The sequence below is a fragment of the Streptococcus mitis genome (assembly GCF_002096755.1).
In the GTDB taxonomy this organism is placed as follows: domain Bacteria; phylum Bacillota; class Bacilli; order Lactobacillales; family Streptococcaceae; genus Streptococcus; species Streptococcus mitis_AC.
Genome location: NZ_NCVF01000019.1, coordinates 16,768 through 43,562, shown reverse-complemented (window position 1 = coordinate 43,562; position 26,795 = coordinate 16,768). Strand labels below are relative to the sequence as shown.

At 39.8% G+C, this 26,795-nt stretch carries 26 protein-coding genes; 24 read left to right on the top strand and 2 right to left on the bottom strand.

What is annotated here, in order from left to right:
* Positions 1-54: 54 nt before the first annotated feature.
* The 24 genes from B7700_RS02255 to B7700_RS02125 all read left to right on the top strand — a co-directional run bounded on the left by B7700_RS02255 (position 55) and on the right by B7700_RS02125 (position 24,809).
* On the top strand, positions 55-612 hold the full coding sequence (locus tag B7700_RS02255) for a TetR/AcrR family transcriptional regulator (protein ID WP_000004135.1): 558 nt from the start codon (positions 55-57) through the stop codon (positions 610-612).
* 18 nt (positions 613-630) lie between these two features.
* Positions 631-1,098, top strand: coding sequence for a deoxycytidylate deaminase (locus tag B7700_RS02250; protein WP_000136973.1), 468 nt, complete (start codon positions 631-633; stop codon positions 1,096-1,098).
* An 88-nt stretch (positions 1,099-1,186) separates the two neighbouring features.
* Positions 1,187-1,816, top strand: a complete 630-nt coding sequence (upp, locus tag B7700_RS02245) for a uracil phosphoribosyltransferase (RefSeq protein WP_000515974.1) — start codon at positions 1,187-1,189, stop codon at positions 1,814-1,816.
* Positions 1,817-1,989: 173 nt separating this feature from the next.
* Complete coding sequence (gene clpP / locus B7700_RS02240; protein WP_000613471.1) at positions 1,990-2,580, top strand: ATP-dependent Clp protease proteolytic subunit ClpP; 591 nt, start codon at positions 1,990-1,992, stop codon at positions 2,578-2,580.
* Between the two features lie 78 nt (positions 2,581-2,658).
* Complete coding sequence (locus B7700_RS02230) at positions 2,659-2,934, top strand: YlbG family protein (protein WP_084886849.1); 276 nt, start codon at positions 2,659-2,661, stop codon at positions 2,932-2,934.
* A gap of 78 nt (positions 2,935-3,012) precedes the next feature.
* Positions 3,013-4,173 (top strand): ABC transporter substrate-binding protein, encoded by a 1,161-nt coding sequence (locus B7700_RS02225; RefSeq protein ID WP_084886847.1) that lies wholly within the window; start codon positions 3,013-3,015, stop codon positions 4,171-4,173.
* Between the two features lie 116 nt (positions 4,174-4,289).
* A complete protein-coding gene (locus B7700_RS02220) occupies positions 4,290-5,159 on the top strand; it encodes a branched-chain amino acid ABC transporter permease (RefSeq protein WP_000941427.1) in 870 nt (289 codons plus the stop codon).
* A 3-nt stretch (positions 5,160-5,162) separates the two neighbouring features.
* The gene (locus B7700_RS02215) at positions 5,163-6,119 is read left to right on the top strand and encodes a branched-chain amino acid ABC transporter permease (protein WP_000662286.1); all 957 of its coding nucleotides are present in this window, start codon (positions 5,163-5,165) and stop codon (positions 6,117-6,119) included.
* Positions 6,119-6,883 carry an ABC transporter ATP-binding protein gene (locus tag B7700_RS02210; RefSeq protein ID WP_001185997.1) on the top strand — a complete coding sequence of 255 codons (765 nt, stop codon included), beginning with the start codon at positions 6,119-6,121 and terminating at the stop codon, positions 6,881-6,883. Before B7700_RS02215 ends, B7700_RS02210 begins: the two co-directional genes overlap by 1 nt.
* Positions 6,883-7,593, top strand: a complete 711-nt coding sequence (locus B7700_RS02205) for an ABC transporter ATP-binding protein (protein ID WP_049497486.1) — start codon at positions 6,883-6,885, stop codon at positions 7,591-7,593. Before B7700_RS02210 ends, B7700_RS02205 begins: the two co-directional genes overlap by 1 nt.
* 363 nt (positions 7,594-7,956) lie before the next feature.
* Positions 7,957-8,613, top strand: coding sequence for a CBS domain-containing protein (locus B7700_RS02200; protein ID WP_084886845.1), 657 nt, complete (start codon positions 7,957-7,959; stop codon positions 8,611-8,613).
* Between the two features lie 107 nt (positions 8,614-8,720).
* Positions 8,721-9,816, top strand: a protein-coding gene (prfB, locus tag B7700_RS02190; RefSeq protein WP_142358595.1) for a peptide chain release factor 2 whose coding sequence is annotated in 2 segments (ribosomal slippage) — positions 8,721-8,792 and positions 8,794-9,816 — 1,095 coding nt in all. Because the reading frame shifts where the segments join, the coding sequence is not laid out codon by codon here.
* Positions 9,817-9,833: 17 nt separating this feature from the next.
* A complete protein-coding gene (ftsE, locus tag B7700_RS02185; RefSeq protein WP_000022260.1) occupies positions 9,834-10,526 on the top strand; it encodes a cell division ATP-binding protein FtsE in 693 nt (230 codons plus the stop codon).
* Positions 10,519-11,445, top strand: a complete 927-nt coding sequence (gene ftsX, locus B7700_RS02180) for a permease-like cell division protein FtsX (protein ID WP_084886982.1) — start codon at positions 10,519-10,521, stop codon at positions 11,443-11,445. Before ftsE ends, ftsX begins: the two co-directional genes overlap by 8 nt.
* Before the next feature lie 184 nt (positions 11,446-11,629).
* A complete protein-coding gene (locus tag B7700_RS02175; protein WP_084886841.1) occupies positions 11,630-13,810 on the top strand; it encodes a PTS transporter subunit IIBC in 2,181 nt (726 codons plus the stop codon).
* A 51-nt stretch (positions 13,811-13,861) separates the two neighbouring features.
* Positions 13,862-14,677 (top strand): endonuclease/exonuclease/phosphatase family protein, encoded by an 816-nt coding sequence (locus tag B7700_RS02170; protein WP_084886839.1) that lies wholly within the window; start codon positions 13,862-13,864, stop codon positions 14,675-14,677.
* Positions 14,678-14,922: 245 nt separating this feature from the next.
* Complete coding sequence (locus tag B7700_RS02160; protein ID WP_084886837.1) at positions 14,923-16,266, top strand: DEAD/DEAH box helicase; 1,344 nt, start codon at positions 14,923-14,925, stop codon at positions 16,264-16,266.
* Positions 16,267-16,480: 214 nt separating this feature from the next.
* Positions 16,481-17,671, top strand: a complete 1,191-nt coding sequence (gene metK, locus B7700_RS02155) for a methionine adenosyltransferase (protein ID WP_084886834.1) — start codon at positions 16,481-16,483, stop codon at positions 17,669-17,671.
* A gap of 87 nt (positions 17,672-17,758) precedes the next feature.
* Positions 17,759-19,150 carry a peptidoglycan-N-acetylglucosamine deacetylase PgdA gene (pgdA, locus tag B7700_RS02150; RefSeq protein ID WP_084886832.1) on the top strand — a complete coding sequence of 464 codons (1,392 nt, stop codon included), beginning with the start codon at positions 17,759-17,761 and terminating at the stop codon, positions 19,148-19,150.
* Positions 19,151-19,228: 78 nt separating this feature from the next.
* Positions 19,229-20,071, top strand: coding sequence for an aldo/keto reductase (locus tag B7700_RS02145; protein WP_084886830.1), 843 nt, complete (start codon positions 19,229-19,231; stop codon positions 20,069-20,071).
* 271 nt (positions 20,072-20,342) lie between these two features.
* The gene (locus B7700_RS02140; RefSeq protein ID WP_084886828.1) at positions 20,343-21,104 is read left to right on the top strand and encodes an elongation factor Tu; all 762 of its coding nucleotides are present in this window, start codon (positions 20,343-20,345) and stop codon (positions 21,102-21,104) included.
* Positions 21,105-21,295: 191 nt separating this feature from the next.
* Positions 21,296-22,213, top strand: coding sequence for a glycine--tRNA ligase subunit alpha (gene glyQ, locus B7700_RS02135; protein ID WP_084886826.1), 918 nt, complete (start codon positions 21,296-21,298; stop codon positions 22,211-22,213).
* 259 nt (positions 22,214-22,472) lie between these two features.
* Positions 22,473-24,509, top strand: coding sequence for a glycine--tRNA ligase subunit beta (gene glyS / locus B7700_RS02130; protein ID WP_084886824.1), 2,037 nt, complete (start codon positions 22,473-22,475; stop codon positions 24,507-24,509).
* Positions 24,510-24,551: 42 nt separating this feature from the next.
* Complete coding sequence (locus B7700_RS02125) at positions 24,552-24,809, top strand: DUF896 family protein (protein ID WP_020903505.1); 258 nt, start codon at positions 24,552-24,554, stop codon at positions 24,807-24,809.
* 115 nt (positions 24,810-24,924) lie between these two features.
* On the opposite strand, the gene B7700_RS02120 is transcribed toward B7700_RS02125, so the two are convergent.
* Positions 24,925-26,169 carry an NAD(P)H-dependent oxidoreductase gene (locus B7700_RS02120; protein ID WP_084886822.1) on the bottom strand — a complete coding sequence of 415 codons (1,245 nt, stop codon included), beginning with the start codon at positions 26,167-26,169 and terminating at the stop codon, positions 24,925-24,927.
* 18 nt (positions 26,170-26,187) lie between these two features.
* Positions 26,188-26,793: an NADPH-dependent FMN reductase gene (locus B7700_RS02115; protein WP_084886820.1), complete on the bottom strand. Its 606-nt coding sequence runs from the start codon at positions 26,791-26,793 to the stop codon at positions 26,188-26,190.
* Positions 26,794-26,795 lie beyond the last annotated feature (2 nt).

The window sequence follows — 26,795 nt, the reverse complement described above, 5'->3', positions numbered from 1 at the left end:
ACCCTTGAAACAAAAGCCTTATCTGTCTGTTGTGACAAGTAGAAAGAAAATGTTATGTCTGAACGTAGAATCTCTGAAAAATCTCTTGAAAATCTCAGAAAATCAAACCAAGAATCCAATTTATTAACTAGAGAAGCCATCGAAACAGCCCTCTTGCAGCTCTTGGAAAAAAAGGACTTGACCAAGATTAGTATTTCTGAATTGGTCAAACGTGCAGGCGTTTCGCGTGCGGCTTTTTATCGCAATTATGATTCTAAAGAGGAGATTTTAGAAAGCGTCTTTAAACGAACTGTCCACAATATTATGGAACAGTTGCATCATTATGATTTAAAGACAGACCTTTATCTGGTCTGGGTTCACCTTTTCCGAGAAGCAAGAAAGGAAGCCAGAGTGATTCAACTTGCCTTAGATTACCATCTGGAAAAAATCTTTGTCCAAGCCATGCAGGAATTTCTAGAAAAATACCATGGGAAATCAAAAGGGGTCAGCTCTTATCTTCATTCCTTCTGGAGCTCAGCCATCGTCTCTGTCCTTCTAAAATGGATCAAGGATGGCATGAAGGTACCTGCTGAAAAGATTGCGGACTTAGGTTTACCATTTTTTAAAAAATAGAGAAAAAGGAGAAGAGATATGACTGAAAAAAGACTAGCCTGGGATGAGTATTTTGCAGCTCAAGCCCTACTGATTGCCAATCGTTCCACTTGTAAACGTGCCAAAGTGGGTGCAATTCTGGTTAAGGATAATAAAGTTATTTCCACTGGTTATAATGGTTCGGTGTCAGGTACCGAGCATTGTATTGATCACGAATGTCTGGTCATTGAAGGCCATTGTGTTCGCACCCTTCACGCCGAGGTTAATGCTATCCTTCAAGGTGCAGAACGTGGTGTTCCTAAAGGCTTTACAGCCTATGTGACCCATTTTCCTTGTCTCAACTGTACAAAACAATTGCTGCAGGTCGGTTGCAAGCGTGTGGTTTATATTAACCAGTACCGAATGGATGACTATGCCCAATACCTTTATCAAGAAAAGGGAACAGAATTGACCCATTTACCACTTGAGACAGTACAGGCCGCTCTTAAAGAGGCAGATCTAATGTAAAAATTATCAAAAATAAATGGTTTAGAAAGATTTTTAAACCGTTTTTTGGTATAATAAGAAGAATAAATTGAAAGAAGGAATTCCAAAAATGGGAAAAATTGAAGTTATTAATCATCCACTGATTCAACACAAATTGTCCATCTTGCGTCGTACAGATACTTCTACAAAAGCTTTCCGTGAGCTAGTAGATGAGATTGCAATGTTGATGGGATATGAAGTACTTCGTGATCTTCCACTAGAAGATGTGGAAATCGAAACACCAATCACAAAAACAGTTCAAAAACAATTGGCAGGTAAGAAATTGGCCATCGTTCCAATCTTACGTGCAGGTATCGGGATGGTTGATGGACTCTTGAGCTTGGTTCCAGCTGCTAAGGTTGGTCACATCGGTATGTACCGTGATGAAGAAACGCTTCAACCAGTTGAGTATTTGGTGAAATTGCCTGAAGATATTGACCAACGTCAAATTTTTGTGGTAGACCCAATGTTGGCAACAGGTGGCTCAGCAATCTTGGCTGTTGATTCCCTTAAAAAACGTGGCGCGTCAAATATCAAATTTGTCTGCCTTGTATCTGCACCAGAAGGTGTAAAAGCCCTTCAAGAAGCTCATCCAGATGTAGAAATCTTTACAGCAGCCTTGGATGAACGCTTGAACGAACACGGTTATATCGTTCCAGGTCTTGGGGATGCTGGAGACCGCTTGTTCGGTACGAAATAAAATCGAAAAGAAGAATGAATTGGAAAAGGATTTCCAGTCACGAAGGGAGGTTGAATTTTTGTTTCTGTCTAATGAAAGCAGAGCAAAAATTTGACCTTTTTTGACCTAGATATTATAATAGTCTTATCTTCAGTCATTTGACCAACAAAATTAAAACTCAAAAGGAGAAATAAATGATTCCTGTAGTTATTGAACAAACAAGCCGTGGAGAACGTTCTTACGATATATACTCACGTCTTCTCAAAGACCGCATCATTATGCTGACAGGTCCAGTTGAAGACAACATGGCCAACTCAGTTATTGCCCAATTGCTTTTCTTAGATGCCCAAGATAGTACAAAAGATATTTACCTTTATGTCAATACACCTGGGGGTTCTGTTTCAGCTGGTTTGGCAATCGTTGATACCATGAACTTTATTAAGGCAGATGTCCAAACAATCGTTATGGGGATGGCTGCATCTATGGGGACTGTCATCGCGTCAAGTGGAGCAAAAGGCAAACGTTTCATGCTTCCAAATGCAGAGTATATGATCCACCAACCAATGGGTGGTACAGGTGGTGGTACTCAACAAACCGATATGGCGATTGCTGCAGAACACTTGCTCAAAACTCGTAACATCTTGGAAAAAATCTTGGCTGAAAATTCAGGTCAGTCAATCGAAAAAGTCCATGCAGATGCAGAACGTGATAACTGGATGAGTGCCCAAGAAACACTTGAATATGGCTTTATTGATGAAATCATGGCCAACAATTCATTGAACTAATAATCAAAGAAGGCAAACTCGACTGGGTTTGCTTTTTTTGGTATAATAGGGAGAGATTTCTTAGAAAGAGGATTTACCATGTTTGAAAAAGTCAATCGATCTGGCTTGATTATCTATCTTTACTATAATCGTGATGCCAAAAAACTGCAGGATTATGGAGATATTACCTATCATTCCAAGAAACATCGTTACTTACAGCTTTATGTTCCAACTCAAGAAGTGGAGCAATTGTTCGGGCGCTTGAGCAAGGAAAAATTTATAAAAAAAGTCAGAGTTTGTCATATCCAAGAGCTGGAAACACCCTTTGTGGGCAATCTTTATCGAGAGGAAAACGTTATCATTGAAAAAGTTTAAGAAAAGTGTTGACAATTTTCTGATAATTCGGTATATTCTTAACATGCTATTTATTTAAGAAATAAGGAGACAAAAAAGATGAAGAAAAAATTTGCCCTATCGTTTGTGGCGCTTGCAAGTGTAGCACTTCTTGCAGCCTGTGGAGAAGTGAAGTCTGGAGCGTCAAACGCTGCTGGTAACTCAGTAGATGAAAAGACAATCAAAATCGGATTTAACTTCGAGGAAACTGGTGCCGTAGCAGCCTACGGTACATCTGAACAAAAAGGTGCCCAACTTGCTGTTGATGAAATCAATGCTGCAGGTGGTATCGATGGAAAACAAATCGAAGTAGTCGATAAAGATAACAAATCTGAAACAGCTGAGGCTGCTTCAGTAACAACTAACCTTGTAACTCAATCTAAGGTATCAGCAATCGTAGGACCTGCGACATCTGGTGCAACTGCAGCTGCGGTAGCGAACGCTACAAAAGCAGGTGTTCCGTTGATCTCACCAAGTGCGACTCAAGATGGATTGACTAAAGGTCAAGATTACCTCTTTATCGGAACTTTCCAAGATAGCTTCCAAGGAAAAATTATCTCAAACTATGTTTCTGATAAATTGAAAGCTAAGAAAGTTGTTCTTTACACTGACAATGCCAGCGACTATGCTAAAGGTATTGCCAAAGCCTTCCGTGAAGCTTATAAAGGTGAAATCGTTGCAGATGAAACTTTCGTAGCAGGTGACACAGACTTCCAAGCAGCCCTTACAAAAATGAAAGGGAAAGACTTTGATGCGATCGTTGTTCCTGGTTACTACACTGAAGCTGGTAAAATTGTAAACCAAGCGCGTGGTATGGGAATTGACAAACCAATCGTTGGTGGTGATGGATTCAACGGTGAAGAGTTTGTACAACAAGCAACTGCTGAAAAAGCATCAAACATCTACTTTATCTCAGGCTTCTCAACTACTGTAGAAGTTTCAGCTAAAGCAAAAGCCTTCCTTGACGCATACCGTGCTAAGTACAATGAAGAGCCTTCAACATTTGCAGCCTTGGCTTATGACTCAGTTCACCTTGTAGCAAATGCAGCAAAAGGTGCTAAAAACTCAGGTGAAATCAAGGATAACCTTGCTAAAACAAAAGACTTTGAAGGTGTAACTGGTCAAACAAGCTTCGATGCAGACCACAACACAGTCAAAACTGCTTACATGATGACCATGAACAATGGTAAGGTTGAAGCAGCAGAAGTTGTAAAACCATAATCGAAAAATGTTGAAATAGGGAATGAGCCTCTGACTCACTCCCTGTTTCGGTGTTTAAGAACCTATCAAAAAGTGAGGGAAAACCCTCCAAATTATAAATAGAAAGAGTGAATCTTATGCTCCAACAACTAGTAAATGGTTTGATTCTAGGTAGTGTTTACGCGCTATTAGCCCTAGGATATACCATGGTTTACGGAATTATCAAGCTCATCAACTTCGCCCACGGTGATATTTATATGATGGGAGCCTTTATCGGTTATTTCTTGATTAATTCTTTCCAAATGAATTTTTTTGTAGCGCTTATTGTAGCTATGTTAGCGACAGCCATTCTTGGTGTCGTGATTGAGTTCCTTGCTTACCGACCTTTGCGTCATTCTACTCGTATTGCTGTTTTGATTACAGCTATTGGGGTTTCTTTCCTATTGGAGTATGGCATGGTCTATCTGGTTGGTGCCAATACTCGTGCCTTCCCTCAAGCGATTCAAACAGTTCGCTATGATTTGGGACCAGTTAGCCTAACAAACGTGCAGTTAATGATTTTGGCCATTTCTTTGATTTTGATGATTTTGTTACAAGTCATTGTCCAAAAGACTAAGATGGGGAAAGCCATGCGTGCGGTATCCGTAGATAGCGATGCGGCGCAATTGATGGGGATCAATGTAAACCGTACTATCAGCTTTACCTTCGCTTTGGGTTCAGCTCTTGCGGGTGCGGCTGGTGTTCTGATTGCCCTCTATTATAACTCTCTTGAGCCTTTGATGGGGGTTACTCCAGGTCTTAAGTCTTTCGTTGCCGCTGTACTTGGTGGTATCGGAATCATTCCTGGTGCGGCTCTTGGTGGTTTTGTGATTGGTCTATTGGAAACCTTTGCGACAGCCTTTGGAATGTCAGACTTCCGTGATGCCATTGTTTATGGAATTTTGTTGTTGATCTTGATTGTTCGCCCAGCTGGTATCCTTGGTAAAAATGTGAAAGAGAAGGTGTAAACGATGAAGGAAAATTTAAAAGTTAATATTCTATGGTTACTCCTTTTGTTAGCTGGCTATGGCTTGATTAGTGTACTGGTTTCAGTTGGGGTACTCAACCTATTCTATGTACAGATTTTACAACAAATTGGAATTAATATTATTTTGGCTGTTGGTCTCAACTTAATCGTTGGTTTTTCAGGACAATTTTCACTTGGTCATGCTGGTTTCATGGCGATTGGTGCCTATGCAGCAGCTATTATTGGTTCTAAATCACCAACCTACGGTGCCTTCTTTGGAGCCATGCTGATAGGTGCTTTGCTTTCAGGAGCAGTTGCCTTACTTGTCGGAATTCCAACCTTGCGCTTGAAGGGGGATTATCTTGCGGTAGCGACTCTTGGGGTTTCTGAAATTATCCGTATCTTTATCATCAATGGTGGAAGCCTTACAAATGGTGCAGCAGGTATCTTGGGAATTCCTAACTTTACAACTTGGCAAATGGTTTACTTCTTTGTCGTGATTACAACCATTGCAACCTTGAACTTCTTGCGTAGTCCAATTGGTCGTTCAACCCTTTCCGTTCGTGAGGATGAAATCGCTGCTGAGTCAGTTGGGGTTAATACGACTAAAATTAAAATCATCGCCTTTGTCTTTGGTGCTATTACTGCAAGTATTGCAGGGTCACTTCAGGCAGGATTTATCGGTTCAGTTGTACCGAAAGATTACACTTTCATCAACTCAATCAACGTATTGATCATTGTTGTATTTGGTGGACTTGGTTCAATTACAGGTGCAATCGTTTCAGCTATTGTCCTTGGAATTTTGAATATGCTTCTCCAAGATGTTGCTAGCGTGCGTATGATTATCTACGCTTTGGCCTTGGTATTGGTAATGATTTTCAGACCTGGTGGACTTCTTGGAACATGGGAATTAAGCCTATCACGTTTCTTTAAAAAATCTAAAAAGGAGGAACAAAACTAATGGCATTACTTGAAGTAAAACAGTTAACCAAACATTTTGGCGGTCTAACAGCTGTTGGAGATGTGACTCTTGAATTGAACGAAGGGGAACTGGTTGGACTAATCGGTCCAAATGGAGCTGGTAAAACCACCCTTTTCAACCTTTTGACGGGTGTTTATGAGCCAAGTGAGGGAACGGTTACCCTTGATGGTCACCTTTTGAATGGAAAGTCACCTTATAAGATTGCTTCTCTGGGACTTGGACGTACTTTCCAAAATATTCGTCTTTTTAAAGATTTAACAGTTTTAGACAATGTTTTGATTGCCTTTGGCAACCATCACAAACAACATGTTTTTGCTAGTTTCTTACGCTTACCAGCTTTTTACAAGAGTGAAAAAGAATTAAAGGCTAAAGCCTTGGAATTGCTGAAAATTTTTGATTTAGATGGTGATGCAGAAACGCTTGCTAAAAATCTTGCCTACGGACAACAACGTCGTTTAGAAATTGTTCGTGCCCTCGCTACGGAACCTAAAATTCTCTTTTTAGATGAACCAGCCGCAGGTATGAACCCACAGGAAACAGCTGAATTGACTGAGTTAATTCGTCGTATCAAAGATGAATTTAAGATTACGATTATGCTGATTGAACACGATATGAATCTGGTCATGGAAGTAACAGAACGTATCTACGTACTTGAATATGGTCGTTTGATTGCTCAGGGAACTCCAGACGAAATTAAGACCAATAAACGCGTTATCGAAGCTTATCTAGGAGGTGAAGCCTAATGTCTATGTTAAAAGTTGATAATCTTTCTGTGCATTACGGTATGATCCAAGCAGTCCGTGATGTAAGCTTTGAAGTGAATGAAGGAGAAGTAGTTTCCCTTATCGGTGCCAATGGTGCAGGTAAGACAACCATTCTCCGTACCTTGTCTGGTTTGGTTAGACCGAGTTCAGGAAAGATTGAATTTTTAGGTCAAGAAATCCAAAAAATGCCGGCTCAGAAAATTGTAGCAGGTGGCCTTTCACAAGTACCAGAAGGACGCCACGTCTTCCCTGGCTTGACCGTCTTGGAAAATCTAGAAATGGGAGCTTTCTTAAAGAAAAATCGTGAAGAAAATCAAGCTAACTTGAAAAAAGTTTTCTCACGCTTTCCTCGTCTTGAAGAACGGAAGAACCAAGATGCAGCCACTCTTTCAGGGGGGGAACAACAAATGCTTGCCATGGGACGCGCTCTTATGTCAACACCAAAACTTCTTCTCTTAGATGAACCATCAATGGGACTTGCCCCAATCTTTATTCAAGAGATCTTTGATATCATTCAAGATATTCAGAAACAAGGAACAACCGTCCTCTTGATTGAACAAAATGCCAATAAAGCACTCGCAATCTCTGACCGAGGATATGTACTGGAAACAGGAAAAATCGTACTTTCAGGAACAGGAAAAGAACTCGCCTCATCAGAAGAAGTCAGAAAAGCATATCTGGGTGGCTAAAAAGGTCCGGGGGACCTTTTTAGTCGGCAGATAGAGATTGCGAAGTAATCATCGCATAGTCTGAGAGACTAGTTTAGGTTGCAAATGAAGATTACGAAGTAATCTTCATTATAGTCCGGGGGACCTTTTTAGTCGGTGGATGAAGATTGCGAAGCAATTATCATCTGCACTGGAAGGTTAGATTCTGATAATTGAAATAAAATCGAATGAAGCGTATCTACCCTTCATTCAGGGAGCTCAATTTTAGAGCTCTTTTTGCTAGCTTATTCATACTTTTCTGAATTTTGAAAAAGAAATGTAAGCGTTTGATAGATTTACAAAAAGATTGTATAATAGGGATAAGAATAGAAAAGGAGAAGTCTCATGGCAGTTAAAGATTTTATGACCCGCAAGGTAGTTTATATTAGTCCAGATACAACAGTATCTCATGCAGCAGATTTAATGAGAGAGCAAGGATTGCACCGCTTGCCTGTTATCGAAAATGATCAATTAGTTGGTTTGGTGACTGAGGGAACCATTGCACAAGCAAGTCCATCAAAAGCAACAAGTCTTTCTATCTATGAGATGAATTATCTTCTAAATAAGACAAAAGTAAAAGATGTCATGATTCGCGATGTTGTCACTGTTTCAGGCTATGCGAGTCTAGAGGATGCAACTTATCTGATGTTGAAAAATAAGATTGGTATTCTTCCTGTCGTAGATAATCATCAAGTATACGGAGTTATTACGGACCGTGACGTTTTCCAAGCCTTTCTTGAAATTGCTGGTTATGGTGAAGAAGGAATTCGTGTGCGCTTTGTTACGGAAAACGAAGTTGGCGTTCTTGGAAAAATTGTTTCTTTGATTGTAGAAGAAAATTTGAATATCTCTCATACAGTCAATATTCCGCGTAAGGATGGTAAGGTGATTATCGAAGTTCAAATTGATGGTTCAGTTGATTTGATAGCATTAAAGCAAAAATTTGAAGCTGAAAATATTCAAGTGGAAGAGATTAGTCGTACTTCTGCGAAAGTTTTATAAGAAGGGAAGCCGAAAGGCTTCTTTTTTCATGAAAAGAGGAGTAGAGCAAAAGATGGAAAGAAATGATAAAATATGCTATAATGAAATAATGTAAAAAAGGAGTATTTATGGACATTTCAGTAATTCGTCAGAAAATTGACGCAAATCGTGAAAAATTAGCTTCTTTCAGGGGGTCTCTTTGACCTCGAAGGTTTAGAGGAAGAGATTGCTATCTTGGAAAACAAGATGACAGAACCTGATTTTTGGAACGATAATATCGCGGCCCAAAAAACGTCGCAAGAATTAAATGAATTAAAAAACACATACAACACCTTCCACAAAATGGAAGAGTTGCAGGATGAAGTCGAAATTTTATTAGACTTTTTAGCTGAAGATGAGTCGGTTCATGAAGAATTGGTAACGCAGTTATCCGAACTTGATAAGATGATGACCAGTTACGAGATGACCTTGCTCTTGTCAGAACCTTATGACCATAATAATGCGATTTTGGAAATCCATCCAGGATCCGGTGGTACTGAGGCTCAGGACTGGGGTGATATGTTGCTTCGTATGTATACTCGCTATGGAAATGCTAAAGGCTTTAAAGTGGAAGTATTAGATTACCAAGCAGGAGATGAAGCTGGTATCAAGTCAGTAACCTTATCATTTGAAGGACCTAATGCCTATGGTCTTCTCAAATCAGAAATGGGTGTTCACCGCTTGGTGCGAATTTCACCATTTGACTCTGCTAAACGTCGCCATACCTCTTTCACATCTGTAGAAGTAATGCCAGAATTGGATGATACCATTGAAGTGGAAATCCGTGAAGATGATATCAAGATGGATACCTTTCGTTCAGGTGGAGCTGGTGGACAAAACGTCAATAAAGTTTCAACAGGTGTGCGTTTAACACATATTCCTACTGGGACTGTTGTCCAGTCAACGGTCGATCGTACCCAGTATGGAAATAGAGATCGTGCCATGAAGATGTTGCAGGCTAAGCTCTATCAAATGGAGCAAGAAAAGAAAGCTGCGGAAGTTGATTCCCTCAAGGGTGAGAAAAAGGAAATCACATGGGGAAGCCAAATCCGTTCATATGTTTTCACGCCTTATACTATGGTAAAAGATCATCGAACTAGTTTTGAAGTTGCGCAGGTAGATAAGGTTATGGATGGAGACCTAGATGGTTTTATCGATGCTTATCTCAAGTGGCGAATCAGCTAAGATAGAAAGGAACTCACATGTCAATCATTGAAATGAGAGATGTCGTCAAAAAATACGACAACGGAACGACTGCCCTACGTGGTGTTTCGGTCAGCATTCAACCAGGAGAATTTGCCTATATCGTAGGTCCGTCAGGAGCTGGGAAATCAACCTTTATTCGTTCTTTGTATCGCGAAGTAAAAATCGAAAAAGGAAGCTTATCTGTTGCTGGTTTTAATCTAGTTAAAATAAAAAAGAAAGATGTCCCTCTCCTACGTCGTAGTGTTGGTGTTGTCTTCCAAGATTATAAACTGTTACCAAAGAAAACCGTTTATGAAAATATTGCCTATGCAATGGAGGTAATTGGAGAAAGTCGCCGTAATATCAAAAAACGGGTTATGGAAGTTTTAGACTTGGTTGGATTGAAGCATAAGGTTCGTTCTTTCCCAAATGAACTTTCAGGGGGAGAACAACAGCGTATTGCGATAGCGCGTGCTATTGTAAATAATCCCAAAGTATTGATTGCGGACGAACCAACAGGAAACTTGGACCCAGATAATTCATGGGAAATTATGAACTTGCTGGAACGCATCAATCTCCAAGGTACAACTGTCTTGATGGCTACCCACAACAGTCAGATTGTAAATACCTTGCGCCACCGTGTCATTGCCATTGAAAATGGCCGTGTCGTTCGTGACGAAGCTAAAGGAGAATATGGATACGATGATTAGTAGATTTTTTCGTCATTTATTTGAATCATTAAAAAGTTTGAAACGAAATGGCTGGATGACAGTAGCTGCTGTCAGTTCAGTTATGATTACTTTGACCTTGGTTGCAATATTTGCATCTGTTATCTTTAATACGGCTAAACTAGCTACAGATATCGAAAATAATGTCCGAGTAATGGTATACATTCGTAAGGACGTAGCTGATAATAGTGAGACTATTGAAAAAGAAGGTCAAACTGTTACAAATAACGACTACCATAAGGTATATGATGCTTTAAAAGGTATGTCAACCGTTAAAAGTGTTACTTTTTCAAGTAAAGAAGAACAATACGAAAAATTAACTGAGACAATGGGGGATAACTGGAAAATCTTTGATGGTGACGCCAATCCTCTCTATGATGCATATATCGTTGATACCAATACACCAAGTGATGTAAAGACAGTAGCAGAAGAGGCTAAAAAAATCGAAGGTGTGTCAGAAGTTCAAGATGGTGGTGCTAATACAGAACGCTTGTTTAAGTTAGCCTCATTTATTCGTGTCTGGGGACTAGTTATTGCGGGCCTCTTGATTTTCATTGCGGTGTTCTTGATTTCTAATACTATACGTATCACCATTATTTCACGAAGCCGTGAAATTCAAATCATGCGTTTAGTAGGTGCTAAGAATGGCTATATCCGCGGACCTTTCTTGCTTGAAGGTGCCTTTATTGGTTTACTTGGAGCAACACTTCCATCAGTTCTGGTATTTATTGTCTATAAAATGGTTTACCAATCGGTTAATAAGTCATTGGTTGGTCAGAACCTTTCAATGATATCACCAGAAGTATTCAGTCCACTGATGATTGCCTTATTATTTGTGATTGGAATTTTTATCGGTTCAATCGGATCAGGAATTTCTATGCGCCGATTCCTGAAAATCTAAAATAAAATAGAAGTATATTTGAGGAGGTTTTAATATCTCCTTTTTTACTACAAAAATTTTAGAAAAAAGTCTAATTTTTTTTATAAAAGCCTTTACAAAAAAAATTAAAGTGGTATAATTGAATTATAGAAAGTGCAAACGTTTTCGTAAAACGTTTGCCTAAATAAAAATAAAGGAGATTTGAATGATGAAAGATACATTCAAAAATGTCTTGTCTTTCGAGTTTTGGCAAAAATTCGGTAAGGCTTTGATGGTGGTTATCGCGGTTATGCCGGCTGCTGGTTTGATGATTTCAATCGGTAAGTCTATCGTAATGATTAACCCAACTTTTGCACCACTTGTAGTTACAGGTGGAATTCTTGAGCAAATTGGTTGGGGGGTTATCGGTAACCTTCACATTTTGTTTGCCCTAGCAATTGGAGGAAGCTGGGCTAAAGAACGTGCTGGTGGTGCTTTCGCCGCTGGTCTTGCCTTCATCTTGATTAACCGTATCACTGGTACAATCTTTGGTGTATCAGGCGATATGTTGAAAAATCCAGATGCTATGGTAACTACTTTCTTTGGTGGTTCAATCAAAGTTGCTGATTACTTCATTAGTGTTCTTGAAGCTCCAGCATTGAACATGGGTGTGTTTGTAGGGATTATCTCAGGTTTTGTAGGGGCAACTGCTTACAATAAATACTACAACTTCCGTAAACTTCCTGATGCACTTTCATTCTTCAACGGGAAACGTTTCGTACCATTTGTAGTTATTCTTCGTTCAGCAATCGCTGCAATTCTACTTGCTGCCTTCTGGCCAGTAGTTCAAACAGGTATCAATAGCTTTGGTATCTGGATTGCCAACTCACAAGAAACTGCTCCAATCCTTGCACCATTCTTGTATGGTACTTTGGAACGTTTGCTCTTGCCATTTGGTCTTCACCATATGTTGACTATCCCAATGAACTACACAGCTCTTGGTGGTACTTATGACATTTTAACTGGTGCAGCTAAAGGTACTCAAGTATTTGGTCAAGACCCACTATGGCTTGCATGGGTAACAGACCTTGTTAACCTTAAAGGTACAGATGCAAGTCACTACCAACAATTGTTAGATACTGTTCATCCAGCTCGTTTCAAAGTTGGACAAATGATCGGTTCATTCGGTATCTTGATGGGTGTCGTTGTTGCTATCTACCGTAATGTTGATGCTGACAAGAAACATAAATACAAAGGTATGATGATTGCAACAGCTCTTGCAACATTCTTGACAGGGGTTACTGAACCAATCGAATACATGTTCATGTTTGTAGCAACACCTATGTATCTTGTTTACTCACTTGTTCAAGGTGCTGCCTTCGCTATGGCTGACGTCGTAAACCTACGTGTCCACTCATTCGGTTCAATTGAATTCTTGACTCGTACACCACTAGCAATTAATGCTGGTATCGGTATGGATATCGTTAACTTCGTTTGGGTAACTGTTCTCTTTGCTGTAATCATGTACTTTATCGCAAACTTCATGATTCAAAAATTCAACTACGCAACTCCAGGACGTAACGGAAACTACGAAACTGCTGAAGGTTCAGAAGAAGCTAGCAGTGAAGTGAAAGTTGCAGCAGGTTCTCAAGCTGTAAACATTATCAACCTTCTTGGTGGACGTGCAAACATCGTTGATGTTGATGCATGTATGACTCGTCTTCGTGTAACTGTTAAAGATGCAGATAAAGTAGGAAATGCAGAGCAATGGAAAGCAGAAGGAGCTATGGGTCTTGTCATGAAAGGACAAGGGGTTCAAGCTATCTACGGTCCAAAAGCTGACGTGTTGAAATCTGATATCCAAGATATCCTTGATTCAGGTGAAATCATTCCTGAAACTCTTCCAAGCCAAATGACTGAAGCACAACAAAACACTGTTCACTTCAAAGGTCTTACTGAGGAAGTTTACTCAGTAGCAGACGGTCAAGTTGTTGCTTTGGAACAAGTAAAAGATCCAGTATTTGCTCAAAAAATGATGGGTGACGGATTTGCTGTAGAACCTGCAAATGGAAACATTGTATCTCCAGTTTCAGGTACTGTATCAAGTATCTTCCCTACAAAACATGCTCTTGGTCTTGTGACTGAAGCAGGCCTTGAAGTACTTGTTCACATTGGTTTGGACACAGTAAGTCTCGAAGGAAAACCATTTACAGTTCATGTTGCTGAAGGACAAAAAGTTGCAGCAGGTGATCTTCTTGTCACAGCTGACTTGGATGCTATCCGTGCAGCAGGTCGTGAAACTTCTACAGTGGTTGTCTTCACAAATGCTGAAGCTATTAAATCAGTTAAATTAGAACAAACAGGTTCTCTTGCAGCTAAAACAGCAGTTGCTAAAGTAGAATTGTAATACACTTGAGGTTGGAAGCTGTTTTCCAACCTCTTGTTTTGGGAGAAAAGCATGAAATTTTTAACACTCAATACTCATAGCTGGATGGAAAAAGAAGCTGAGGAAAAATTCCAGCTCTTGCTTGAAGATATTCTTGATAAAGACTATGATTTGATATGTTTACAAGAAATCAATCAGGAGATTACTTCACCAGAGGTGGAGGTTAATGACCTTTATCAAGCTTTGCCAGCAGCTGAGCCTATTCACCAAGACCATTATGTTAGACTTTTGGTTGAAAAGTTGTCAGAGCAAGGGAAAGATTACTACTGGACTTGGGCCTATAACCATATTGGTTATGACCGCTACCATGAAGGTGTGGCTATCTTGTCTAAAACACATATTGAAGCAAGAGAAATTTTGGTTTCAGATGTGGATGATCCAACAGACTATCATACTCGTCGTGTTGCCTTGGCTGAAACTGTAGTTGATGGTAAGGAGATTGCAGTTGCCAGTGTCCACCTTTCTTGGTGGGATAAAGGTTTCCAAGAAGAATGGGAACGATTTGAGGCTGTATTGAAAGAATTGAACAAGCCCCTTTTACTAGCTGGAGATTTTAACAATCCAGCAGGTCAGGAAGGTTACCAAGCTATTTTAGCTAGTCCATTAGGCTTACAAGACGCTTTTGAAGTCGCTAAAGAGAAAAGCGGTAGCTATACCGTTCCACCAGAAATTGATGGCTGGAAAGGGAACACTGAACCCCTTCGAATCGACTATGTTTTTACTACCAAGGAGTTAACAGTGGAAAATTTACATGTCGTATTTGATGGTAACAAGAGTCCACAAGTTAGTGATCACTATGGCTTGAATGCTATTTTAAACTGGAAATAATAACTGATACTCTTCGAAAATCTCTTCAAACCACGTCAACGTCGCCTTGCCGTACTCAAGTACAGCCTGCGGCTAGTTTCCTAGTTTGCTCTTTGATTTTCATTGAGTATGAAAAGAGGTTGGAATTATAACATTCCAGCCTTTTTCTGACTAGAAAAGCTACTGGAAATAGCCTAAATAAGTGAGACTACTGAAATGGAATAAAATATGGTATAATTGATAAGATAGATAGAATCGAGGATATTATGTCATTTACGAAATTTCAATTTAAAAACTATATTAGAGAAGCCTTGGAGGAGTTGAAATTTACAACTCCAACAGAGGTGCAAGACAAGTTGATTCCTATTGTTTTGGCAGGTCGTGACCTAGTCGGTGAATCAAAAACAGGTTCGGGTAAGACTCACACTTTCCTATTGCCGATTTTCCAGCAATTAGATGAAACCAGCGATAGTGTTCAAGCAGTCATTACTGCACCGAGCCGTGAATTAGCTACTCAAATTTACCAAGCAGCCCGTCAGATTGCAGCCCACTCAGAGGTAGAAATTCGTGTGGTTAATTATGTGGGTGGTACAGATAAGGCTCGCCAGATTGACAAATTGGCAAGTAACCAGCCTCATATTGTTATCGGAACGCCTGGCCGTATTTATGACTTAGTTAAGTCTGGTGACCTAGCTATTCACAAGGCTAAGACCTTTGTGGTCGATGAGGCAGATATGACCTTGGATATGGGATTCTTGGAAACTGTTGATAAGATTGCTGGAAGCCTTCCAAAAGACTTGCAATTCATGGTCTTCTCAGCGACTATCCCACAAAAACTGCAACCATTCTTGAAAAAATACTTGTCAAATCCTGTTATGGAGAAAATCAAGACCAAAACGGTCATTTCTGATACCATTGATAATTGGTTGATTTCTACAAAGGGACGTGACAAGAATGCTCAAATTTACCAGTTAACTCAGTTGATGCAACCGTATTTGGCAATGATTTTTGTTAATACTAAAACGCGTGCTGATGAATTGCATTCATATCTGACTGCTCAAGGCTTGAAGGTGGCAAAAATCCATGGGGATATTGCCCCTCGTGAGCGCAAACGTATCATGAACCAGGTGAAAAATCTGGATTTTGAGTATATTGTCGCAACAGATTTGGCAGCGCGTGGAATTGACATTGAAGGTGTCAGCCATGTCATCAATGATGCCATTCCGCAAGATTTGTCTTTCTTTGTGCACCGAGTTGGTCGTACTGGACGAAACGGCTTACCAGGTACTGCTATTACCCTTTATCAGCCAAGTGATGACTCGGATATCCGTGAGTTGGAGAAATTGGGAATCAAGTTTACTCCTAAAATGGTCAAAGACGGGGAATTTCAGGATACTTATGACCGTGATCGTCGTGCCAACCGTGAGAAAAAACAAGATAAACTTGATATCGAAATGATTGGTTTGGTTAAAAAGAAAAAGAAAAAAGTCAAACCAGGTTATAAGAAGAAAATTCAATGGGCGGTTGATGAAAAGCGCCGCAAAACCAAACGCGCTGAAAATCGTGCTCGCGGTCGTGCAGAGCGTAAAGCAAAACGCCAAACATTTTAATAGTAATTGTTGGAGTACTGAGCTCCAACTTTTTCTATTTATGATAACGAACTATCTAAACAGAAACACTACATTAAAGACTGCAAATTGCGGTGAAAAATGGTATAATGATAAAGTTATATAGTCCCGATAAGATGGTAGGTAGTTATCACTAAGAGTTTTCCTATCAGTACTTTGTAACTCTATAACACTATTTTTAAGGGGGGACATTTTTATGTCAGAACGTAAATTATTCACGTCTGAATCTGTATCTGAGGGGCATCCAGATAAGATTGCAGACCAAATTTCAGATGCGATTTTGGATGCTATTTTAGCTAAGGATCCAGAAGCGCACGTTGCTGCTGAGACAGCTGTATATACTGGTTCTGTTCACGTTTTTGGTGAAATTTCTACAAATGCCTATGTGGATATTAACCGTGTGGTTCGTGATACCATTGCAGAGATTGGCTATACCAATACCGAGTATGGATTTTCTGCAGAGACTGTAGGAGTACATCCATCTTTGGTGGAACAATCTCCTGACATTGCTCAAGGTGTTAACGAAGCCTTGGAGGTTCGTGGGAATGCAGACCAAGATCCGCTTGACTTGATTGGCGCTGGTGACCAAGGGCTCATGTTTGGATTTGCAGTGGATGAAACAGAAGAGCTCATGCCATTGCCAATCTCACTCAGTCATAAATTGGTTCGTCGTCTGGCAGAACTTCGCAAGTCTGGTGAAATCAGCTATCTTCGCCCAGATGCTAAATCACAAGTTACAGTTGAGTATGATGAAAATGACCGTCCAGTACGTGTGGACACAGTTGTTATTTCAACTCAGCACGATCCAGAAGTCAGCAACGAACAAATTCACAATGATGTCATTAATAAGGTTATCAAAGAGGTTATTCCAGCCTCTTACTTGGATGAGCAAACAAAATTCTTCATCAATCCTACTGGTCGTTTTGTAATCGGTGGACCTCAAGGGGACTCAGGTTTGACTGGTCGTAAGATTATCGTGGATACTTATGGTGGCTACTCTCGTCACGGTGGTGGTGCCTTCTCTGGTAAAGATGCGACTAAGGTGGACCGTTCTGCGTCATATGCGGCTCGCTATATTGCCAAGAATATCGTTGCAGCAGGTCTTGCTAAGAAAGCAGAAGTGCAATTAGCTTATGCTATCGGTGTTGCGCAACCCGTCTCTGTTCGTATCGATACCTTTGGTACAGGAACAGTAGCTGAAAGCAAGCTTGAAAAAGCAGTCCGTCAAATCTTTGACCTTCGCCCTGCAGGAATTATCCAAATGCTGGACCTCAAGCGCCCAATTTACCGTCAAACAGCGGCTTATGGACACATGGGACGTACAGATATTGATCTTCCATGGGAACGTTTGGATAAGGTAGATGCTTTGAAAGAAGCAGTAAAATAAGATTTTAAGAGGGAGTTCCCCTCTTTTTAATATACTATTTCCTCTAAAATAATTGAAATTATAGCCTGAATTTGATATGATATCTCTATGGATAAAAGTAGAGCAAAACGTGTTGAGCACGATAAAAAGAGAATCGGTTTAATAGCCCTGGTAGCTATCTTTTCGGTAAGTATTTGTGTCCTTGGTTCAATGATTGGATACAAAGTATATACAAAGCAAAGTTTTGAACAAAGGATTGAATCTCTCAAAAAAGAGAAAGATGATCAATTAAGTGAGGGAAATCAGAAAGATCATTTTCGTAAGGGACAAGCAGAAGTAATTGCCTATTATCCTCTCCAAGGGGAGCAAGTGATTTCATCTGTAAAAGAAATCATGACACAGGATATTAAAGACAATCTAGAGGATAAGGAAAATCTGGTTTTTTATTATACGGAGAAACAGGATTCGACTATGAAAGGGATTGTCAACCGAAGCGTGATGAAACAAGTCTATGATTTAACTTCGTCAAAAGTTGAAGAGACTGAAAAAACTAGTCTGGCAAAAGTACATTTGACAGAAGATGGTAAACCTTTTACACTTAATCAATTATTTTCAGATCCTAGTAAAGCTAAAGAGCAGTTGTTAAAAGAAATCACCTCTTTCTTACAGGAAAAGAAATTGGAGCAAGAAAAGATTGATCAGATTGTTAAAGGTTTCTCTGACCAAGACTTGTCTGCATGGAATTTTGATTACAAGGATAGTCAGATTATCCTTTATCCAAGTCAGTCAGTTGAAAATCTAGACGAGATTGCCCTGCCAGTATCTAGTTTCTTTGAAGTTATTCAGTCCTCTTATTTATTAGATAAGGATGCAGAGCTATATAAGGCTTATTATGAAAAGAAAAATCGTAAAGTAGTGGCCTTGACTTTTGATGATGGACCAAATCCTACGACGACAAATCAAGCATTAGATACTCTTTCTAAGTATGGTATCAAGGCAACTTTCTTTGTTTTAGGTAAGAATGTTTCTGGAAATGAAGAGATTTTGAAACGCATGAAAGCAGATGGTCATGTTATTGGAAACCATAGTTGGAGTCATCCAGTGCTTTCAAAACTTTCCCTTGATGAAGCTAAAAAACAAATTACTGATACTGAGGATGCGCTAACTAAAGTGTTGGGTTCTAGTTCCAAACTCATGCGTCCGCCTTATGGAGCCATTACAGACGACATTCGCAATAGCTTAGATTTGAGCTTTATTATGTGGGATGTAGATAGTCTGGACTGGAAGAGTAAGAATGAAGCATCTATTTTGACAGAAATTCAGCGTGAAGTTAAGAATGGTTCTATTATTCTCATGCATGATATCCATGCTGAAACAGTGAATGCTTTACCAAAGGTCATTGACTATTTGAAAGGTCAGGGCTATGACTTTGTGACCGTACCAGATTTGTTAGATTCTCGTCTTAAAGCTCACCAGCTTTACTACGACCGTGATCAATAATACACAAAATCTAAAGAGATAAGTTTTCTTTGAAAATTTGGCTCTTTGGATTTTCTTCTAATTTAGAAAGGAAAAATAATGAAATCTTATACTTTAAACAATGGTGTTACAATTCCAGTACTGGGATTTGGAACCTGGAAAGCTGAAAATGGAGAGATTGCATACCAAGCAGTTTTAGAGGCTTTAAAGGCAGGCTATCGCCATATCGATACTGCGGCCATCTATAAAAACGAAGAAAGCGTTGGTCGTGCCATTCAAGATAGTGGCGTTCCGCGTGAGGAAATTTTTGTAACCAGCAAACTCTGGAATACAAATCACAACTATGAGCAAGCTCGTCAGGCTTTTGAAGAGTCTTTAGAGAAGCTGGGCTTGGATTATTTGGATCTGTATTTGATTCATTGGCCAAATCCAAAACCACTCAGAGAAAATAACCACTGGAAAATCCGAAATTCAGAAGTTTGGAGAGCGATGGAAGACCTCTATCAAGAAGGAAAAATCCGTGCTATTGGAGTTAGTAATTTCCTTCCCCATCATTTGGATGCCTTGCTTGAAACAGCAAAAATTCTTCCAGCGGTCAATCAAATCCGCTTGGCGCCAGGCGTGTATCAAGAGGAAGTCGTAGCTTACTGTAGAGAAAAAGGAATTTTATTGGAAGCTTGGGGACCTTTTGGTCAGGGAGAACTATTTGATAGTAAGGAAGTCCAAGAAATCGCAGCAAATCATGGAAAGTCTGTTGCTCAGATAGCCTTGGCCTGGAGCTTGGTAGAAGGATTTTTACCACTTCCGAAATCTGTCACAGCATCTCGTATTCAGGCTAATCTTGATTGTTTTGAAATTGAACTGAGTCATGAGGAGAGAGAAACTTTAAAAACAATTGCTGTTCAGTCTGGTGCTCCACGAGTTGATGATATGGATTTCTAGAAAATCATAAAAAAATTGTACATTGTTCTAATTTTTGATATAATAGTCAGCAGGAAAGAAAGTCTTATGGCGTTCTTCAAGCGAGCTTGGGATAGTGGGAGCCAAGTAGGGCAAAATAAAGAGCTGGCGCTTTCTGTAGTATTTTCAAAAACAATGAAGTAATAAATTAGGGTGGAACCGCGTTTTTGACGCCCCTAGGTTAAATCAACCTAGGATTGTCGGACGCGGTTCTTTCGCTTATTCAGTCTATTATGTGAAAGAAAGGAGAGACGTGGAAAACCTTTATCTTGTAAAAGACGATAGTCAACTAGCTACATTTCGTGATTTTGTAGTAAGAAATACTGAAAAGTTGAAAGATTATCAATCTTTTTTAAAGAATGAACTTGCAGTCTGTGATTTACCGCAAGCCATTATTTGGTCAAGTTTTAATGCTGCTACACAGATTATTAGGGAAAGTGCAGTTCCAGCCTATACAAATAATAGACGAATGGTTATGACGCCTGATTTAGCTGTTTGGAAAGAGTTGTATTTGTATCAGTTGATGGACTACGAGTGTTCTCAGCAAACTCAAGCAATAGAAAGTCACTATCATTCTTTATCTGAAAATTTCCTCTTACAGATTGTAGGACATGAGTTAGCTCATTGGTCGGAGCATTTTTTAGATGATTTTGATGGTTACGACTCTTATATATGGTTCGAAGAGGGGATGGTTGAATATATTAGTCGCAAGTATTTCTTGACAGAAGAGGAATTTCAAGCGGAAAAAATTTGTAATCAATCTCTTGTAGAACTTTTTCAGAAGAAGTATGGTTGGCATTCATTGAATGATTTTGGTTCTTCGACTTATGATAAGAACTATGCAAGTATTTTTTACGAATACTGGCGTAGTTTTTTGACAATAGATAAGTTGGTAGAAAATCTAGGTAGTGTACAAGCGGTCTTCGATTCTTATCATTTATGGGCAAATACAGATAAAACTCTACCCTTGTTAAATTGGTTTGTTCAGCAGAAATTAATTGAAAAAGAAATATAAAAACTAAAGGAGTAAACAATGTCTAAGAAATTAACATTTCACTGCGTCAGTGGCAGAGACCTCCTTACAGTCGGATTGCCCTACGCTCAGCACTAGAGTGCTAAGCTAGACGCAGTACTAACTCGTCTTGTCTAGTAAGATCGACTAGGCAGACTCGTGTCGCAAGTAATTTATAGAAAAAGGAGTAAACAATGTCTAAAAAATTGACTTTCCAGGAAATCATTCTTACTTTGCAACAATTTTGGAATGACCAAGGTTGTATGCTTATGCAGGCTTATGACAATGAAAAAGGTGCAGGAACCATGAGTCCGTACACTTTCCTTCGTGCTATCGGACCTGAGCCATGGAATGCGGCTTATGTAGAGCCATCACGTCGTCCTGCTGATGGTCGTTACGGGGAAAATCCTAACCGTCTTTACCAACACCACCAATTCCAAGTGGTCATGAAGCCTTCTCCATCAAATATCCAAGAGCTTTACCTTGAGTCTTTGGAAAAATTGGGTATCAATCCTTTGGAGCACGATATTCGTTTCGTTGAAGACAACTGGGAAAACCCATCAACTGGTTCAGCTGGTCTTGGTTGGGAAGTTTGGCTTGATGGGATGGAAATCACTCAGTTCACTTATTTCCAACAAGTCGGTGGATTGGCAACTGGCCCTGTGACTGCGGAAGTTACCTATGGTTTGGAGCGCTTGGCTTCTTATATTCAGGAAGTAGATTCTGTCTATGATATTGAATGGGCTGATGGTGTAAAATATGGAGAGATCTTTATCCAGCCTGAGTACGAGCACTCAAAATATTCATTTGAAATTTCGGATCAAGAAATGTTGCTGGAAAACTTTGATAAATTTGAAAAAGAAGCTGGTCGTGCCTTGGAAGAAGGCTTGGTGCACCCTGCCTATGACTATGTTCTCAAATGTTCACATACCTTTAACCTTCTTGATGCGCGTGGTGCCGTATCTGTAACAGAGCGCGCAGGCTATATCGCTCGTATTCGTAACCTAGCCCGTGTTGTAGCCAAAACCTTTGTGGCAGAGCGCAAACGCCTAGGCTACCCACTTTTAGATGAAACAACACGAGCTAAACTCTTAGCAGAAGACGCAGAATAGTGAGTAATACTGTGCTCTAAAATCGTTAGAGGCAAGTCGAAGGCTTGCTAGAGGGATATGCACCGCCGTACTGTTATGTGGGGATTTTTGAAACCTTAGGTTCAAAAATCAGTCAGCTAAATCCACTTTAATGAGACTGTTGGAAGTCTTGATCAATTTTGCATTAGATTTCCATACAGACTCACAAAGTTAGTTAGCGACGTCCCCAGTACCTAAGGTGCATATCAAAAAAGATTGAAGAAAATGTAAAGGAAAAAACATGACAAAAAACTTATTAGTAGAACTTGGTCTTGAAGAATTACCAGCCTATGTTGTCACACCAAGTGAAAAACAACTAGGCGAAAAAATGTCAGCCTTCCTCAAGGAAAACCGCCTGTCTTTTGAAGCTGTTCAAACCTTCTCGACACCACGTCGTTTAGCTGTTCGTGTGACTGGTCTTGCAGATAAACAGTCTGATTTGACTGAAGATTTTAAGGGGCCAGCAAAGAAAATTGCCTTGGATAGTGATGGGAACTTCACCAAAGCAGCTCAAGGATTTGTCCGTGGAAAAGGCTTGACTGTTGAAGATATCGAATTCCGTGAAATTAAGGGTGAAGAATATGTCTATGTCACTAAGGAAGAAATTGGTCAAGCAGTTGAAGCCATTGTTCCAGGTGTTGTGGATGTCTTGAAGTCCTTGACTTTCCCTGTCAGCATGCACTGGGCTAACAACACCTTTGAATACATTCGCCCTGTTCATACTTTAACTGTTCTTTTAGATGAAGAAGAGTTTGATTTGGATTTCCTTGATATCAAGGGAGGTCGTGTGAGCCGTGGTCATCGTTTCTTGGGGAAAGAAACCAAAATTCAGTCAGCATTGAGCTATGAAGAAGATCTTCGTGCACAGTTTGTAATCGCAGATCCACGTGAACGTGAGCAAATGATTGTTGACCAAATCAAAGCAATCGAAACTGAGCATGGTGTACATATCGAAATTGATGCGGACTTGCTTAATGAAGTTTTGAACTTGGTTGAATATCCAACTGCCTTTATGGGAAGTTTTGATGCCAAATACCTTGAAATTCCAGAAGAAGTTTTGGTGACTTCAATGAAAGAACACCAACGTTACTTTGTTGTTCGTGATCAAGACGGTAAACTATTGCCAAACTTTATTTCTGTCCGTAACGGAAATGCAGAGCATTTGGAAAATGTCATCAAGGGTAATGAAAAAGTCTTAGTTGCTCGCTTAGAAGACGGTGAATTCTTCTGGCGTGAAGACCAAAAATTGGTGATTTCAGATCTTGTTGAAAAATTAAACAATGTCACCTTCCATGAGAAGATTGGTTCCCTTCGTGAACACATGATTCGTACGGGGCAGATTGCTATTCTCTTGGCAGAAAAAGCTGGTTTGTCAGCGGATGAAACGATTGACTTAGCTCGTGCAGCAGCCATTTACAAGTTTGACTTGTTGACAGGTATGGTTGGCGAATTTGACGAGCTCCAAGGAATTATGGGTGAGAAATATGCCCTTCTTGCTGGTGAAACTCCAGCGGTGGCAGCTGCTATTCGTGAACACTACATGCCTACTTCAGCTGAAGGAGAACTTCCAGAGAGCAAGGTTGGAGCCATTCTAGCCATTGCAGACAAATTGGATACGATTTTGAGTTTCTTCTCAGTAGGCTTGATTCCATCAGGTTCTAATGACCCTTATGCCCTTCGTCGTGCGACCCAAGGTGTTGTTCGTATCTTGGATGCCTTTGGTTGGCACATTGCTATGGACGAGCTGATAGATAGCCTTTATGCATTGAAATTTGATAGCTTGACTTATGAAAATAAGGCAGAGGTTATGGATTTTATCAAGGCTCGTGTTGATAAGATGATGGGTTCTACTCCAAAAGATATCAAGGAAGCCGTTCTTGCAGGATCAAACTTTGTTGTGGCGGATATGTTGGAAGCAGCAAGTGCTCTCGTAGAAGCAAGCAAGGAAGAAGACTTCAAACCATCTGTTGAATCACTTTCTCGTGCCTTTAACTTGGCTGAAAAGGTAGAAGGAGTTGCAACAGTTGATTCAGCACTTTTTGAAAATGACCAAGAAAAAGCTTTGGCGGAAGCAGTAGAATCACTTATTTTATCAGGATCTGCCAGTCAGCAATTGAAACAACTCTTTGCTCTTAGCCCAGTCATTGATGCATTCTTTGAGAATACCATGGTTATGGCCGAAGATCAGGCTGTCCGTCAAAATCGTTTGGCTATCTTGTCTCATTTAACTCAAAAAGCAGCTAAACTTGCACGTTTTAACCAAATCAATACCAAATAAAATCTGTTAAACGGATTAAATCCTATCATAAAGGAGAGAAACATGGATCCTAAAAAAATTGATCGTATCAACGAGCTTGCCAAAAAGAAAAAAATAGAAGGCTTGACCCCAGAAGAAAAAGTAGAACAAGCCAAACTACGTGAGGAGTACATCGAAGGTTATCGTCGCACTGTTCGTCACCACATCGAGGGAATAAAAATTGTGGATGAAGAAGGAAATGATGTTACACCAGAGAAACTACGTCAGGTACAACGTGAAAAAGGTTTACATGGCCGTAGTCTCGATGATCCAAATTCATAATAAGTATTCTTTCTTTTAATAAGGATAGATAAAATAATAACCAAAAGACTAGCAGTTTTTGTCTGCTAGTCTTTTTTCGCTAAAAAAGGAACCAATATGGTTCCCAAAACTATTATTAGTTACTTGCGCCAGATGTAGCGTCTGCGCCACCACCGTGGCCTCCAGCATCACCTGCATCAGAAGCTCCAGATGTAGCATCTGCATCGCCGTGACCATGTCCGCCAGCAGGAGCTGCAGCATTTCCACCAACTAGACGTTGACCAGTTGTATTAAGGTACCAGTCAAGCCATGGTTGGAAATTAAAGATGATTTCATTGATTCCAGCATATGAACCATCTGGATAGTACATTGCTTGGTAATTATGGGTATTAATAACACCTTCAGGTGTTCCTGGTACAATTGTACGGACATATTCTTGGTCCCCATTACGCAATACGCCGACAACCCATTCAACGTTTTTCATTCTAGAATCTGGCAATGTACCGTGTACTGTTCCTAATCTATTTCCTGATTGAGCACGGACACGTTTACCAAACATTGTATCTGGGTCTTGGTGTGCGTTATTAAAGTACAAGAATTGATTATTATCATCTGCAAATGTCAATTCAAATGGCATTGCTTTCAAGAACATGTCAAGTTGGTTAACTGTCAAGATACCGTGGTCTAATTTAACGTAAGTATCTCCAGAAACAGCTCCAACAAGTTCAGCAGCTTTTTCTACCCATTCAGGATCATCTGGATCAACACCTTGGATAGTAGTTGCAATTGAATTTGTACAATATAAATCTTCTGGCTCAATTGGTTTTGGTTTTTTCAATTTTGAAACGACTCCCACATATTTTACAAAGTTGTCCAAGCATGTTTCAAGGAAATTAACAGTTCCTTCATTCGTGATATTTCCATTAACATCAAAAGCTTCTTTAGCTTTACCAAGAAGGAATTCATTTCCTGGAAGAGTGTAGGCATTGACACCTGGAGCGTCAAGAATCTTACGAAGGTGAACTTGGGCACGAGAAGTACCTTGGTCGTAGTAAGAAGCTCCCACAATCATGACTGGTTTGTTTTCAAATGGATGAACCTCGTATGAAAGCCATTCAAGAACTGATTTAAGAGAAGCTGAGATTGTGTGGTTGTGCTCAGGAGTAGCAATAATGACACCATCAGCACGCGTAATTCTGTTATACAAGAGACGCAATTGGAAGCTTTCGTCCCATTTTTCGTCTTGGTTAAACATTGGAACTTCATCAATTTCGAGAACTTCTAATTCAAATTTGAGTTTGAAGTGACGACGGATGAATTCCAAGAGTTTACGGTTATATGATTGATCGTAGTTTGATCCTACAAGTCCAATAAATTTCATTCTTTTTGGTCTCCTATCTTACAAATTTTCCCAGTCAAAGTCTTCAGCATCTTTGCGAAGTAGGGCTTGTGCGTTGCGCAATTTTTCTGTAATTTTTACAAAGATACGGAAGTCGTCAAAAGTGGCATCTAATTTTTTGATAACATCAAGATCCACTAGAACTCCACTTGGATTGAAGGCTTGGAGAGAATGAGAAAGTAAGAATTCGTCTGGTAGGACGCTTGCCTTGATTTCTGGTGAGTTCAAGATTTGACGAAGTTGTAATTGGGCACGAGATGAACCAAGTGTCCCGTATGAAGCACCGGTAATCATGATTGGCTTATTCAAAAGTGGATAAACACCGTAAGATAACCAAGCGAGAGCACTCATCAAAACAGCTGGGATAGAGTGGTCATACTCAGGAGTACCGATAATAACGCCATCTGCCTCTTCAATTTTAGCAGCAATTTCCAGAATTTCAGCAGGCACTTGCTTGTCAGCTGGTTTATTGAAGACAGGAATGTCTTTAATTTCAACAAGTTCAATTTCAGCTTTTTCAGCAAAGTGTTTTTGCATGTATTGAAGCAATTGGCGGTTTGTAGAACGTTTTGAATTTGTTCCAACAATAGCAATAAGTTTTAACATGA